Below are 14541 nucleotides of genomic sequence, written 5' to 3'. Positions count from 1 at the left end.
CCGCGACCAACTCGATTGGCGACGCGCCCATGCGGGGCCGCGTCCGGGAGAGTGCCATGCTCGACTTCCTCTTGTGGGTGCTGCAGAACTTCGCTCTGGCGCCATATCATCTGTTCCTCGCCATCACGAACCCGGCTGCCTGGCTGGATTGGAGCAACCCCGAAGCGGTGATGCGCTTCATCTACTACGGCGCGTCGGTCGAGTTTTTCTTTGTCGTTTTCACCACCGTCATCGTGATCACCGCGCTCGGCATGGCCTGGAAGCGCGAGATCCTCTGGACCGGTGTCCGCATCCTCGAAGGATTCGCGAACGTCGTCGGGCGCACGGCGGCCTGGGCGGGCCTGCTCATGGTCCTGATCCAGGTCATGATCGTGTTCCTGCAGCGCATTTTCCGAGTGGCCGAAATCCAGCTCGGGCCGCTCGGGACGGCCGTGGCCATGGACCTCAGCTGGTGGGCCGAGGGACTGAAATTCTACAATGCGCTGGTGGTCTGCCTTTGCGTCTCCTACACCTTCGTGCAGGGCGGGCATGTGCGGGTCGATCTGGTCTATTCGGCGGTCAAGCACCGTACGCGGCGCGTCATCGACATGTTCGGCTGCATCTTTTTCATGCTGCCGGTGGTCGTGATCACCTATCTTTACGCGTGGTTCTTCATGTGGCGTCACCTGATGACGCCGTCGGTCACCTCGACCAGCGATCTGGACCGCATGTTGATGCAATCGCGCATCTTCCGTTGGAATGTGGAAACCATCGGTTTCAGCCCGAACGGGTTCAACGCCTATTTCCTGTTCAAGGTGCTGATCGTGCTGTTCTGCGTTCTCGTCTTCCTGCAGGCCGTCGCGTTCTTCTGGCGCTCGTATCTGGAATGGGTCGAAGGCGAGGAGAGCGCCGGCAAGTATCTCGATCGCGACCAGATCGGGGACGAGGCCGAGGAAATCGAACACGCCATCCACTCCGGGTCGACCTGATCCGGGGCTCAGACCGGCACCCATAATCACAAAAATGCGGCAAAGACGCACGAGCTAGGGGAACTCAGAACATGCCTTTCGGATTGGATGGGGTCGAGGTTGGGTTGATCATCGTCTTCCTGACCCTTTTTGCCGGCATCATGACGGGTTTTCCGGTGGCCTTCGCCATCGGGGGGGCAGGGGTCATTTCCTTTGCGATCATTGCGGCGCTCGACAGTGCCGGCCTGCTGATCCACGAGGCCATCGATACCAGCTCGGCCGAGTATGGGGCGCTTCTGGCCGAAGGGGTGGTCCGAGACGCGATATCGACATTCCGATACCCGGAATTGCCACGCATAGAAGAGCCCCTGTTCCCCGGTGGTTGGGAACAGGCGATGGAGCGCAACCTGTCCTTCATCGTCAACCGGATGAACGAGCGTGTCATCGCGGGCCAGTCCATCGAGACGCTGCTGGCCGTTCTTATGTTCGTGATGATGGGCATCACGCTGGAACGCTCGAAGATCGCCGAGGATCTTCTGACCACCATGGCGCGGGTCTTCGGGCCTCTGCCAGGCGGCCTGGCCGTGTCGATCGTGATTGTGGGCGCCTTCCTGGCGGCCTCGACCGGCATCGTCGGCGCAACCGTGGTGACGATGGGTCTGCTGGCCCTGCCGACGATGCTGCGCAACAACTACTCGCCCGAGTTGGCCACCGGCGTCATCGCGGCGTCGGGGACGCTTGGGCAGATCATTCCGCCCTCCATCGTGATCGTTCTTCTGGGCACCCTGGTGGGCGACCTCTACGCCACGGGTCAGGAAACGCGGGCGCAGCTTGCCGGCTGTTCGGACGCGCTGACCTATCTTGGCGAGCCCGCGGTGCTATCGGTCGGCACGCTGTTCCAGGCGGCGCTGCTGCCGGGCCTGTTCCTGGCCTTCCTCTACGGGGCATATGCGTTCGGCTTTGCGCTGGTGCGGCCGGCCAGTGCGCCGCCGGTGCAGATGGCGGGCGGCGGCGGCGAGCCGATCACCCGCAACGAGGCGCTGACCTGGTATCTCTTTGCGCCTTTGGGCCTGATTGCCGCCGTGGTGATGGCCGCCTCGGTTGGGGTCGTCGGCAGCCAGAGCATCATCGTGTCTGACTACGCCGAACAGGAAGAGCGTGCCGCCCTGCGGACCAATGTCTCGGAAACCTGTCAGGCCGCCATGATCGAGTTGCACGGGCAGGAAGCCTGGGACGAGTCGGTCGCGACGCGTGCCGCAGGTGGTGCCAATGCCGATAACGGGCCGGTCGAGTTGACCGAGGAAGAACTGGTCGAAGCGCGTGCCGCTGCCCTCGAGAACGCACCGCCGATCGGGTCGGGCGTAGCGACGATCTTCACGTTGCTGGCGCTGATCCTGATCATCGCCCGCGGCGTCTCGCCTTCGTCCAACCCCGCCCCGCTGATCGCGGGGGGTGTCGGGGTGGTGCTGGCCTTCCTGACCGATGTGCTGTTCATCGGGCCGCTGACCGGGGCGGGGGCGACCTTCCTGATCATGGCCATCCCCACCATCCTGACGCTCTATGGCTGCCGGACGGCGATGGGGCGGCTGTCGCAGAACGAGCTGCTGCGCGTCGTCTTCCCGCCATTGGTGCTGATCGTTGCGGTTCTCGGATCGATTTTGGGCGGCATCACCAACCCCACGCCGGCGGCGGCGCTTGGCGCGGCCGGCGCGATCATGCTGGCGGCCTATCGCAAGCTGAAAGAGGAAGAGGGCTGGTCCAAGATCATCATCTGGGCGTCGTTTGCGCTGGTGATCATGATCCTGGTCGGCGTCAATTTCGACCTGCGTGTCACGCGCGAAGACATCCCGTTCGAGGATTGGGCCGCCTATGTCATCGCGCAGGGTGCCTATCACTTCGCCTTCTTCGGCCTGCTTTACGCCTGCTGGGTCCTGCTGCGGAACAGGATCCTCGGGCCGGTTGTGCGGGAAACGGCCAAGGTCACCTCGATGGTCTTCACCATCCTGATCGGGTCGCAGTTGCTGAACCTCGTGCTGATCTCCTTCGGGGGCGAGCACTACATCCAGCAATTCCTGCGCGCCTTTGACAACGAGATGGTCGTGTTCCTGGTGGTCATGCTGATCCTATTCATCCTGGGCTTCGTGCTCGACTTCCTAGAGATCATCTACATCGTGATCCCGATCGTCGGGCCGGTGATCTACGGCGGGACGCTGGACCCGAAATGGGTCACGATCATGATCGCGGTGAACCTGCAGACTTCGTTCCTGACGCCGCCATTCGGGTTTGCGCTGTTCTATCTGCGCGGCGTGGCGCCGAAATCGGTGACCACCGGCAATATCTACCGCGGCGTGATCCCGTTCGTCGGCATCCAGGTGCTTGGCCTGTCGCTGCTGTGGCTGTTCCCGGGCATCGTGACCATCGTGCCGGATCTGTTGCCCTGATCCGGCGGCGGCCTGTACGACACACGAGAAAAGGGGCCTGCCGGCCCCTTTTTTCATGCCGATGACTTGGCAGATGCGATGTAACGCGTCGCGTGGGGGCGTGTTCGGCGCCCGCCGGGGACCGGCAGGGCGCGCGGTGTCAGTCCTCGCCGCGCAGGTCGGGCAGGTTGATCTGTGCCACCTGCTGCGCAATCGGATCGATCGACAAGGGATGCGTCTGATCCGAATAGCCTTCGGGGTCGCCAAGGGGTTGCCAGGCGCCGTTGGCATAGACTTCGAGGCCCGGAAACTCGGCCTTGTAGCCCATCTTGGCCGATCCCGGCACCCAATAGCCCAAGTAGACATAGGGCAGACCCGCCTCTCGGGCCAGGGCCACGTGATCCAGGATCACATAGGTCCCCAACGAGGATTGCGCGCGATCGGGCTCGAAGAAGGAATACACAAGGCTCAGACCATCATCGAGAATATCGGTCAGGCAGACGGCCGCCAACGGCGTCTCGTCATCGCTTTCGTCGCGATACTCGATCACGCGGGTCTTGATCGGTGTCTCCTCGATCATGGCGGCAAACTCGAACACGTCCATGTCTGCCATCCCGCCATCGGCGTGGCGCGCATCGAGATAGCGGCGGAACAGGCTGTACTGCTCTTCCGTGGCCCAGGCCGAGCGCGGCGTCCGCGACAGGTGGGCGTTGCGTTTCAGGATGCGGCGTTGGCGCCGCCGCGGGGCGAACTCGGCCACATTGATCCGCGCCGACAGGCACGCCATGCAATCGGTGCAGGAGGGGCGATACAGGACGTTCTGAGATCGGCGGAACCCCTGCTTCGACAGGGCGTTGTTCAGGGCCTCGGCCTGCTCGCCCTGCAGGGCGGTGAACAGCTTCCGCTCGCGCCGCCCGTCGAGATACGGGCAGCTTTGGGGGGCCGTCACATAGAACTGTGGCGCGATGGGAAGAGTGTGACGCATGGAACCTTACAAAAGTATTTGCCCCGCAGCCTGCAATAGCAGCCCGACGCAGAGCAACAGCTTTTTGTCGGATTGATGAAGGGGCGTCAGCCGGGCCTATTGAGGGCGGCCGTGCCAAGCACGAGGTCATGCAAACCGTGGTGACGACGCGACAGGGCGATCGAGCCGGCCGATATGATTTGCAGGATCATCGAGGCCGAAAAGAAGAGGTACAGCGCGGTATGCGCCGCCGCTTCGCCCCCCGCGAGGATCCCGCCGGTCGGGCCGCGCAGTTGCAGGTTCATCAGCCGCATCCCCAGGGTCGCCGACCACGCGCTGATCGTCGTCCAGCGATAGAGGAACGACACACCCAGATAGACCAGCGGCCAGATCCACAATAGCGCGGTCAGGGTGATCAGCCCGAGGATCAGGGTCGTCAGCGTGATGACGATGACATCGACCAGCCAGGCAAACAGGCGTTTAGCGGGCACGCCGTCATAGAAGGCGCTGTCATAGTCGGGATCGGGCAGGGCGGTCGAACGGGGCATGACCAAGGACATGGCGGTTGTTTCCGGCGATGAAAAGGGGGGGATGTGGCGTGGCCGCACCCCCGTAGCACTTGGGACACAAGGCGGGGGGGCGGTGATCCGGGACGCAGGGGGGTACGCCCCGGAGGCGATCGGCGTTTACGCCTCGGCCGAGTCGGCCTTGGCGGTCTTGGCGCGCTCGTCCATGAACTGGTCGAATTCCGACTTGTCCTTGGCATCGCGCAGCCGCTGCAGGAAGGATTCGAAGGCCTCCTGTTCCTCTTCAAGGCGGCGCAGCGTATCGGCCTTGTAGGCGTCGAACGCACTGTTGCCCGAGGACTGGAAGCGATGGCGCGTCATGGCGTGGCGGCGGGATTTGCAGGAAGCGTTGAACATGCGTTTACTCCAGATCATGTAGGCAAGCAGGGCCAGGCCGATGGGCCAGAACAGGATGAAGCCAAGGACCATGGCGGCGATCCACGCCCCCTTGCCTCGGGCATCCAGCCAGGCCTCGCTGCGGGCCAGCCAGTTTTGGGCAGAGCCGTCGATCGGCCTGTCGGAAAGGCCGGACGTCTCGGTTGCGTGCAGGGTCATGTGGTCTACTCCTCTCATGCTCGGTGAATGTAAATGTAAATTACATTGACAAAGATGGGGCGCAGGTCGGCGCGGCGCAAGGGGAGAAAGTTAATCTTTTTCACATTTTTCGCATTGCCCGAAATCCGTGTTGAAACCCAGTGGCTTGCGCCGGAAAAAGATGTCGATCCCACAACAGAAAACGCCCCGCCGTAAAAGGCGGGGCGCAAGTCGTGATCTTACGAGGGTCGCCGCAGGTCGATGCGCGTCACGTGAGGTGCACCATACAATTCATATGTCGGCACCGGTGCACTGCGACTAGATCTTGGGTCTTGCGGCTAGTGTGCCACATAATGGCAACAGGTCAAGACAAAATCACCGCAGCTTTGTGTCAGGTCTTTCGACCGCGGGCCTCAAAGCGCGGCAGCATCGCCGAAAAGTCCCGTCCTGCGCCATCCTCGGTCTCGACGAAGCCGGCATAGAGAGTGGCGGCGAGGTGCCCCATGGGCGTGTCGGCATCGGCCGCCGTGGCCGCTTCCTGGCTCAGGCGCAAGTCCTTGAGCATGAGATCGGCGGCAAATCCGGGGGTGTAATCGTTATCGGCCGGGCTGGTGGGGCCGACGCCAGGGGCGGGGCAATAGGTGTTCATCGACCAGCTTTGTCCGGACGAGGTCGAGACCACGTCGAACATCGCCTGACGGTCCAGCCCCAGCTTGTCGGCCAGCGCAAAGGCCTCGCAGGTGGCGATCATCGTCACGCCCAGGATCATGTTGTTGCAGATCTTGGCGGCCTGCCCGTTGCCCGCCGGCCCGCAATGTACGGCCTTTTGTCCCATCACGTCGAACAGGGGCTTTGCGGTGGCAAAGGCCGCCTCGTCGCCGCCCACCATGAAGGTCAGCGTTCCCGCGGCAGCCCCGCCGACCCCGCCCGAGACCGGCGCGTCGAGACAACCCAGGCCCTTTTCGGCGGCCATCGCCGCGACGTCGCGGGCCGAGGCCACATCGACGGTCGAACAATCGAGCAGAACCGCGCCCGGCTGCATCGCCGGCAGCACCTCTGTGGCGACGGCGCGCAGGATGTCGCCATTCGGCAGCATGGTGATGACGACCTCGGCGCCTGTCGCCGCCTCGGCCGCGCTAGCGGCTTTTGTCACGCCCTCGGGGGCGGGGGCGGCCAGATCGAACCCCGTCACCTCGTGCCCCGCGGCGACAAGGTTCGCCGCCATCGGCGCGCCCATGTTCCCCAACCCGATGAATCCGATCTTCATGCCTCTCCCTCCCGTTTCGGCGTCTCAGCCAGCTGTGTCAGAGTTTCAGCGCCTGCGTCCCCAGCGGCAACAGCATCTGCGCCACATCGGCCACGCCGGGGCCGTCGGGCGCATCATGGCGCCATGTCGGGTTGCGGTCCTTGTCGATGATCGTGGCACGGATGCCTTCGAGGAAATCGCCATGCTCCATCGCGCGATAGGTAAAGCGGTACTCCTGCTCCAGCGCCGCTTCGATCGTGTCGCGCAGGCGGACGCGGTGGATGATCTCGACCGCGCAGGCCATCGACAGGGGCGAGTTGCGCCCGATGGCTTTCATCGCCTTGTCGCGCAGGTCCCCGTCGTGATGGGTCAGATCCACCAGAATGTCGCGCAGGGTCTCGCCCGAGAACAGCCGGTCGATCTGGCCCTGGGCCTGTTTCAGGGGGCTGTCGGGCACGGTCTCGGCGGCGCGGTCCACGGCCTCCCAGTCGCCGTTTTCGCACAGCGTGTCGATCAACGCGGGCCAGCGGTCGCGCGGGATGAAGTAATCGGCGAATTCAGCGTGGATCGCATCGCCCGGTCCCATCCGGTCGCTGGTGACGCCGAGGTATTCCCCCAGACGCCCCGGTGCCCGCGACAGCAGCAGCGATCCGCCCACATCGGGGATCAGGCCGATCCCGGTTTCGGGCATGGCGATCTGGCTTGTTTCGCAGACCACGCGATGCGACCCGTGGCACCCGACACCGACACCGCCACCCATTGTGAAGCCCTGCATCAGGCTGACGACGGGCTTGGGGAAGTTGAACATCTTGGCGTTCATGCGGTATTCGTCCGCCCAGAAGCGGCGGCCATAGTCGAAATCGCCCGCCTTGCCGGTCTCGTACATCACCGCGATATCGCCGCCCGCGCAAAACGCCTTGTCGCCCTCGGCATCGATGATGAGCAGGGCAACCGCGTCATCCTTGGCCCAGGCGTCGAGCGCGGCCTCGATCTTCAGGCACATGTCCCATGTCAGCGCGTTCAGCGCCTTGGGGCGCGTCAGCGTGATGCGTCCGGCGCGGCCCTCGACCCGGATCTGGATGTCGTCACTCATTCTCTCGTCTCCGTAGGGCGCGCCTTGGCGCAGCGCGGCTCTCAGCCGCGCTCGGCCAGCATCTGGCGCGCCACGATCAGGCGCATGATCTCGTTCGTGCCTTCGAGGATCTGGTGCACCCGCAGATCGCGGACGATCTTTTCGATCCCGTAATCGGCCAGATAGCCGTAGCCGCCATGCATCTGCAGGCATTGATCGGCGACGCGGCTGCCCACCTCGGTGACGTGTTTCTTGGCCATGGCGCAGAACTTGGTGGCGTCGGGGTGGCCCTCGTCCAGTTTCCACGCCGCCTGCCGCAAAAAGGTACGTGCGGCCTGCAACTCGATCTCCATCTCGGCCAGACGGAACTGAAGCGCCTGGAACTGGTCGATGGGTTTGCCGAAGGCCTTGCGCTCGCCCATATAGGCCAGCGTCGCGTCCAACGCGGCCTGCGCGGCCCCCAGCGAACAGGCCGCGATGTTCAGCCGTCCGCCATCCAGCCCCGCCATGGCATAGCGGAAGCCGTGGCCTTCCTCGCCCAGAAGGTTTTCCGCCGGCACCTTGCAATCGTCGAACTGCACCTGCCGCGTGGGTTGGCTGCGCCAGCCCATCTTGTCCTCGAGCCCGCCAAAGGAAAGCCCCTCGGCCCCGTCATCGACGATGATCGAAGAGATGCCGCGCGGCCCGTCCTCGCCCGTGCGGGCCATGACGATATAGGCATCCGAATAGCCGCCGCCCGAGATGAAGGCCTTGGTGCCGTTCATCACGTAGCCCTCGTTCGTGCGCTCGGCCCGCGTCTTGAGCGCCGCCGCGTCCGAGCCCGAACCCGGTTCGGTGAGGCAGTAGGAAAAGAAGGTGTCCATCGTCAGCGCGCGGGGCAGGTAGCGGTCGCGCAGATCGTCGCTGGCATAAAGGTCCAGCATCTTGGCGCACATGTTGTGGATCGACAGAAAGGCCGCGACCGACGCGCAGGAATGGCTGAGCGCCTCGAAGACCAGCGTCGCGTCCAGCCGGCTCAGCCCCGACCCGCCGTTTTCCTCGGAGACATACAGGCCGCCGAACCCAAGCTCGGCCAGCTTGGGCCACAAGTCCTTCGGGATCGTGCCCTCGGCCTCCCAGGCCTGCGCATGGGGCGCGATCTCGGCCTCGCCAAAGGCTTTGGCCATGTCGAAAATGGCGTCTTGTTCCTCGCTCAGTGCGAAATCCATGGCAGACCCTCCCTTGCCGTCCATGCGTGTAATTGAACGCTCGTTTAATTACCGACTGTTGCAGCAGTATTGCAAGGCCCGCCCGCGTCACAAATCGGCGTGGAATTCCTCGATCAGGTGGCCGACCACGTCGCGCATGGCCGCGTCATGATCCTTTCCGGCGGTGCGGGCACCGGCATAGACGCCCCTCTGCCGCTCGGACGAGGTGCCACCTTCGATGATCTCGCGCAGGCGCAAAAGGTCGGGCAGGCAGCCAAGCGCCTCGGCATCCTCGGTCAGGATCTCGATCAACTCGTCGATCAACGCGCCCACGGGCGTGATCGTGCCGCGCCCGAAATCGATCAGCCCCTCGGTCACGCCGTAACGCTGCGCGCGCCAGCGGTTTTCATTGACCAGAAAGCGATCATAGACCCGCCAACGCAGGTTCTGCTGGCGCAGCCGCACCAGCATCCGCGTCAGGCACTGGATCAGCGCGGCGAGCGCCAGCGTGTGTTCCAGGCGCGGCCCCACATCGCAGATGCGGGTTTCCAGCGTCGGGAAGCGGTGCGAGGGGCGCAGATCCCACCAGATCTTGGTCGTGTCCTCGATCAGGCCAAGTTCGATCAGCGTGCCGGTGGCGCGTTCATACTCGGCCCAGGAATGAAAGACCGGCGGCAGGCCCGTGCGCGGCAGGTTGTCGAACACCGTCAGCCGGTAGGAGGCAAGCCCCGTATCCACCCCCTGCCAATAGGGCGACGAGGCCGAAAGCGCCAGAAGATGCGGCAGGAAATAGGTCAGCTGCCGCATCAGATCGAGGCGCATCTCGTCATCGGGAATGCCCACATGCACATGCATCCCGCAGATCAGCATGCGCCGCACGACCCCGCCCAGATCCTGCGCCAACTGGTTGTAGCGATCCTTGTCGGTGTGGTGCTGCACCTTCCAGTCGGCGAAGGGGTGGCAGGACACGGCGATGGGCGCAAGGCCGAACTCGGCGGCGCAGGCGGCGACCGTGCTGCGCAGGTGTTTCAGGTCGGACCGCGCAGCGTCGATATCGGCGCAGACGGTCGTGCCGATCTCGATCTGGCATTGCAGGAATTCCGGGCTGACCTGCCCCTCCAGCTTGCTGGAGCAGGTCTCCATCAAGGCTTCGGGCGCCTCGGCGAGGTTGCCCGTCTCCTTGTCGACGAGAAGGTATTCCTCCTCTATGCCCAGTGTGTAGGCGTCTTCGGCCATCGCGGCCACCCCCGTCTCCCCGTCACGATGCAGGGGTCAGGAAACAGGCTGACGCACGGGATGCCAAGCAAAAAACTTTGCGCGGCCCGTGGTCAGGCAAGCGTGCCCACCAGGTCGGACAGGCGCACCTCCGGCAAGCCAAGAAGAGAAAAGGCCTGCGCTTCGTCCTGCTGGATGACGACAGCGGGTTTTTCCATCCCATCCCAACTGCGCTGTGCCATGCGGGCAATCGCGTAGGTGGCTGGCGTGGGCGCAAAATAAAGAATGAAGGAGGGTGCGATGCCGGCCATGAACGTGCAGGCCATTTCAGCCTGAAAGGCCATCAGGCCCGGTATGTCCTCTTCGATCCCGGTGGCTTGGGAGAGATCGATCAGAAACCTTTGCCCGGGGCGGGCGAGCGGATGGGCGGCGTAGCTGCGGAAAGACTCGAAGCTTTCGCCAATGCCCACGACGCCCGAGTAGCGCACGTGAACCAGGTTCTTGTCGGGTAGAATACGAACGCGTACGGACATTTTTCGGTTGGAACAGATTTTGACGATGACAACCGTTTAGGGGCTAGGGGCCTGAGTTTCCAGAAAAAACGCCCCACGAATGGATCGTGGGGCGTTTGTGACGCCGCTTTCAGACGGATCTGGTGGTCAGTCCATCGCCTTGAAGTTGAACGCCGCGCCTTCCTTGATGCCTGAGGGCCAGCGCGACGTGATCGTCTTGGTGCGCGTGTAGAAGCGGAACGCGTCGGGCCCGTGCTGGTTCAGATCGCCGAAGCCCGATTTCTTCCACCCGCCAAAGGTGTGATAGGCCAGCGGCACGGGGATCGGCACGTTGATGCCCACCATCCCGATATTGATGCGGTTGGCAAAGTCGCGGGCCGCATCGCCGTCGCGCGTGAAGATCGCGGTGCCGTTGCCGTATTCGTGGCTCATGGCAAGGCCGATGGCCTCTTCGTAGCTGGCCGCGCGGACGGTGGACAGGACCGGGCCGAAGATCTCGGTCTTGTAGATGTCCATGTCCGGCGTGACCTTGTCGAACAGATGCGCGCCGACGAAAAACCCGTCCTCGTAGCCCTGCAGGCTGAAATCGCGCCCATCGACGACCAGCTCCGCGCCCTGCTCGACGCCGGAATTGACCAGCCGCAGGATGTTTTCCTTGGCCGCCGCGGTCACGACCGGGCCGAAATCGACATCGTCGCCGGCCGTGTAGGGGCCGACCTTCAGCGCCTCGATGCGCGGCACCAGCTTCTCGATCAGGCGGTCGGCGGTTTCCTCGCCCACCGGAACGGCGACCGAGATCGCCATGCAGCGTTCGCCCGCCGCGCCATAGCCTGCGCCCACCAGCGCGTCCGCCGCCTGATCCAGATCGGCATCGGGCATGATGATCATGTGGTTCTTGGCGCCGCCAAAGCACTGCGCGCGTTTGCCGGTCTCCGCCGCGCGGCTGTAGATGTATTGCGCGATCGGCGTCGAGCCGACGAAGCCGACGGCTTGGATCGTCTCGCTGTCAAGGATGGCGTCCACCGCGGCCTTGTCGCCGTTGATGACTTGGAACACACCGTCCGGCAGACCGGCCTCTTTAAGAAGCCCTGCGATCATCATCGGGCAGGAGGGGTCGCGCTCGGACGGTTTCATGATCATCGCGTTGCCGGCCGCCAGTGCGGGCCCGAGCTTCCACAGCGGAATCATGGCGGGGAAGTTGAACGGCGTGATGCCTGCCACCACCCCCAGCGGCTGGCGCATGGAATACATGTCGATGCCGGGGCCGGCGCTGTCGGTGAACTCGCCCTTCAGCAGATGCGGCGCGCCGATGCAGAACTCGATCACCTCGAGTCCGCGCTGCACATCGCCCTTGGCGTCGGGAAAGGTCTTGCCATGCTCGCGGCTGATCGCCTCGGCCAGCTTGTCCATGTCGCGGTTGAGCAGGTCGACCAGCTTCATCATGACCCGTGCGCGGCGCTGCGGGTTGGTGGCGCCCCAGGCGACCTGCGCCTCGGCGGCGGCGGCGATGGCGGCGTCCATCTCGTCCTGGCTGGCCAAGGCGACCTGTGCCTGAACCTCGCCGGTGGCCGGGTTCATCACGTCGGCGGTGCGGCCCGAGGTCCCGGCCACATGCGCGCCGTTGATCCAATGTCCGATCTGTTCCATCTCGTCCTCCCTTGGGGTGTGGTGCAATCTCTCTTTCTGGGCGGCACTCTAGTCTTGCAAAGACGCGGGCAAAACAGAAAGGTTGCCAAAGTCATTTTGCAAAAATGCAAGGGTGGGGCGATGCGGAACTGGGATGACATGCGCGTATTCCTGGCGACGGCCCGCGCCGAAAGCCTGACAGGCGCGGGGCGCGATCTGCGGATGGATCCCGCCACGGTGGGCCGGCGCATCGCCCGGCTGGAGCAGGGGCTGGCCACGACGCTGTTCGTGAAATCGCCCCAGGGCTATGCCCTGACCGAGGCGGGGCAGGAGTTGATGCACCATGCCGAGGTGGCCGAGGCCGCCCTGCGGGCCGGAACCGGGGCGGCGGGGGAGTGCCGGCGCGGGCCTGTCGGGCACCATCCGCATCGGGGCGCCCGATGGCTGCGCGACCTATCTGCTGCCGCAGGTTTGTGCGGCCATCGCCGCCGCCCATCCCGCGCTCGACATCCAGATCCTTGCCTTGCCGCGGGTGGTCAACCTGTCCCGGCGCGAGGCCGATCTGGCCATTGCCGTGTCGCGGCCCAAGACCGACCGCCTGCGGGCCGAGGCGCTGTCGCCCTATCGCCTGTCGCTGGCGGCCTCGGCCGCGTGGCTCTCGGCGCAGGGCGCGCCGCAATCGCTGGCCGATCTGAGGGGCGCGCGCATGATCGGCTATATTCCCGACATGATCTTCGATGCCGAGCTCGATTACCTGTCTGCACTGGGGGTCGAGCATGTGCCCGTCGCGTCGAACTCGATTTCGGTGCAGTTGCAACTGGCCCGGGCCGGGGCCGGTTTGGCGGTGGTCCATGACTTCGCCTTGCCCTTCGCGCCCGAGTTGCAGCGCGTCCTGCCCGATCAGGTGGCCCTGTCGCGGACCTTCTGGATGGTCAGCCATGCCGGACCGCGCGATGCGCGCCTTGATCGGATCGGCACATTGCTCCGCGATGGGCTACGGGCGGAGATCGCGCGGCTTGAGGGGAATGCCCTGCAAACGCCGGCCACACAGCGTTAATCCTTGACAGTTTGTCGCGCACCGGGACACGCTCAACCTGAGGGAGAAAACAGGAACCGTACCGGGAGGAGACGCGCATGATCGTGCAACAGATACTCAAGGCGAAATCGGATGACGGTGTCGTCACGCTGCCGCCGGGGACGACGGTCGAGGCCGCAGCCAAGATGCTGGCCAGTCGCCGGATCGGGGCCATCGTGGTCTCGCCCGATGGCAAATCCGTCGCCGGCATCGTGTCCGAGCGCGATATCGTGCGCGAGGTCAGCCAGAAGGGGGTGGCCTGCATGGCCGACACCGTGGACAGCATGATGACCACCGAGATCGTGGATTGTGCCCTGGCCGACACCTCGGACGCGGTGCTGGCGCGCATGACGCAGGGTCGGTTTCGCCACATGCCGGTGATCGAAGCGGGGGAAATGGTCGGGCTGATCTCGATCGGGGATGTGGTCAAGGCCCAGTTGCAGACGCTGGAAATGGAAAAATCCGCGCTGGAAGGCATGATCAAGGGGTTCTGAGCGGGGCAGAATTTTCCGGAAAATTCTGCGGCCCGGTATCGACGGCCCGCTGCCATGACGGGCCTTGGCCCGCGCCGTGACGGGTGGGCTTTTCGGGTTGCATCCCCCGGCGCAATAATGTTGCGTCAGCCGCAAAGAGACGAGACGGGAACGGCAGCCGATGCGCACAGGTCTTTATCCGGGGACATTCGACCCCATCACGCTGGGTCATGTCGATATCATCAAGCGCGCCTGCAAGCTGGTGGACAAGCTGGTGATCGGGATCGCCATCAACCGCGACAAGGGGCCGCTGTTCGACCTCGATGAACGGGTCGCCATGGTCGAGGCGGAATGCGCCAAACTGTCCGACAAGACCGGAACCGAGATCGTCGCCCATCCCTTCGAGAACCTGCTGGTCGATTGCGCGCGCGATGTCGGCGCCGAAATCATCGTGCGCGGTTTGCGCGCGGTTGCCGATTTCGAATACGAGTTCCAGATGGTGGGCATGAACCGGTTTCTGGACGCCGAGATCGTGACCGTTTTCCTGATGGCCGAGGCCGACAGGCAGCCCATCGCCTCGAAACTGGTCAAGGAGATCGCGCGTCTGGGCGGCGACGTCAGCCATTTCGTCCCCGCCGATGTCGAAACCGCGCTGAAACGGAAATTCGCCCAGCCCTGAGCGCCGGGCCAGCCAAAGGAAAGAG

Annotated in this window: 13 protein-coding genes and 1 pseudogene; 5 read left to right on the top strand and 9 right to left on the bottom strand. The window is 64.3% G+C overall.

The window, feature by feature from the left end; genetic code table 11:
- Positions 1 to 56: 56 nt before the first annotated feature.
- Entirely contained in the window at positions 57 to 968 is a 912-nt protein-coding gene (locus tag ROSELON_RS14555) for a TRAP transporter small permease subunit (RefSeq protein WP_025313062.1), read from the top strand.
- A gap of 71 nt (positions 969 to 1039) precedes the next feature.
- Positions 1040 to 3388, top strand: a complete 2349-nt coding sequence (locus tag ROSELON_RS14550) for a TRAP transporter large permease (RefSeq protein ID WP_025313061.1) — start codon at positions 1040 to 1042, stop codon at positions 3386 to 3388.
- 139 nt (positions 3389 to 3527) lie between these two features.
- Here the strand turns inward: ROSELON_RS14550 and ROSELON_RS14545 are convergent, their stop codons facing one another.
- The 9 genes from ROSELON_RS14545 to ROSELON_RS14505 all read right to left on the bottom strand — a co-directional run bounded on the left by ROSELON_RS14545 (position 3528) and on the right by ROSELON_RS14505 (position 12310).
- Positions 3528 to 4352, bottom strand: coding sequence for an arginyltransferase (locus tag ROSELON_RS14545; protein ID WP_025313060.1), 825 nt, complete (start codon positions 4350 to 4352; stop codon positions 3528 to 3530).
- Between the two features lie 86 nt (positions 4353 to 4438).
- The gene (locus ROSELON_RS14540; RefSeq protein WP_038651724.1) at positions 4439 to 4879 is read right to left on the bottom strand and encodes an RDD family protein; all 441 of its coding nucleotides are present in this window, start codon (positions 4877 to 4879) and stop codon (positions 4439 to 4441) included.
- A gap of 138 nt (positions 4880 to 5017) precedes the next feature.
- Complete coding sequence (locus tag ROSELON_RS14535) at positions 5018 to 5452, bottom strand: DUF2852 domain-containing protein (protein WP_025313058.1); 435 nt, start codon at positions 5450 to 5452, stop codon at positions 5018 to 5020.
- 370 nt (positions 5453 to 5822) lie between these two features.
- Entirely contained in the window at positions 5823 to 6698 is an 876-nt protein-coding gene (gene mmsB / locus ROSELON_RS14530; RefSeq protein ID WP_025313057.1) for a 3-hydroxyisobutyrate dehydrogenase, read from the bottom strand.
- 37 nt (positions 6699 to 6735) lie between these two features.
- On the bottom strand, positions 6736 to 7770 hold the full coding sequence (locus ROSELON_RS14525; protein ID WP_025313056.1) for an enoyl-CoA hydratase/isomerase family protein: 1035 nt from the start codon (positions 7768 to 7770) through the stop codon (positions 6736 to 6738).
- Between the two features lie 41 nt (positions 7771 to 7811).
- Positions 7812 to 8957: an acyl-CoA dehydrogenase family protein gene (locus ROSELON_RS14520; RefSeq protein WP_025313055.1), complete on the bottom strand. Its 1146-nt coding sequence runs from the start codon at positions 8955 to 8957 to the stop codon at positions 7812 to 7814.
- Between the two features lie 87 nt (positions 8958 to 9044).
- The gene (locus ROSELON_RS14515; protein WP_025313054.1) at positions 9045 to 10172 is read right to left on the bottom strand and encodes a carboxylate-amine ligase; all 1128 of its coding nucleotides are present in this window, start codon (positions 10170 to 10172) and stop codon (positions 9045 to 9047) included.
- Positions 10173 to 10264: 92 nt separating this feature from the next.
- Positions 10265 to 10684, bottom strand: a complete 420-nt coding sequence (locus tag ROSELON_RS14510; protein ID WP_025313053.1) for a hypothetical protein — start codon at positions 10682 to 10684, stop codon at positions 10265 to 10267.
- 126 nt (positions 10685 to 10810) lie between these two features.
- Positions 10811 to 12310, bottom strand: coding sequence for a CoA-acylating methylmalonate-semialdehyde dehydrogenase (locus tag ROSELON_RS14505; RefSeq protein ID WP_025313052.1), 1500 nt, complete (start codon positions 12308 to 12310; stop codon positions 10811 to 10813).
- A gap of 120 nt (positions 12311 to 12430) precedes the next feature.
- Here ROSELON_RS14505 and ROSELON_RS14500 point away from each other — a divergent pair.
- From ROSELON_RS14500 to coaD, 3 genes and pseudogenes are all read left to right on the top strand, one after another.
- Positions 12431 to 13346, top strand: a pseudogene (locus ROSELON_RS14500) (LysR family transcriptional regulator).
- A 77-nt stretch (positions 13347 to 13423) separates the two neighbouring features.
- Positions 13424 to 13858 carry a CBS domain-containing protein gene (locus ROSELON_RS14495; protein ID WP_025313051.1) on the top strand — a complete coding sequence of 145 codons (435 nt, stop codon included), beginning with the start codon at positions 13424 to 13426 and terminating at the stop codon, positions 13856 to 13858.
- A gap of 160 nt (positions 13859 to 14018) precedes the next feature.
- Positions 14019 to 14516, top strand: a complete 498-nt coding sequence (gene coaD / locus ROSELON_RS14490; protein WP_025313050.1) for a pantetheine-phosphate adenylyltransferase — start codon at positions 14019 to 14021, stop codon at positions 14514 to 14516.
- Positions 14517 to 14541: the final 25 nt, after the last annotated feature.

Source organism: Roseibacterium elongatum DSM 19469 (assembly GCF_000590925.1).
Lineage (GTDB): Bacteria > Pseudomonadota > Alphaproteobacteria > Rhodobacterales > Rhodobacteraceae > Roseibacterium > Roseibacterium elongatum.
Note: the sequence above shows the minus strand (reverse complement) of the source record. Positions and strands in the feature narration are given on the sequence as shown.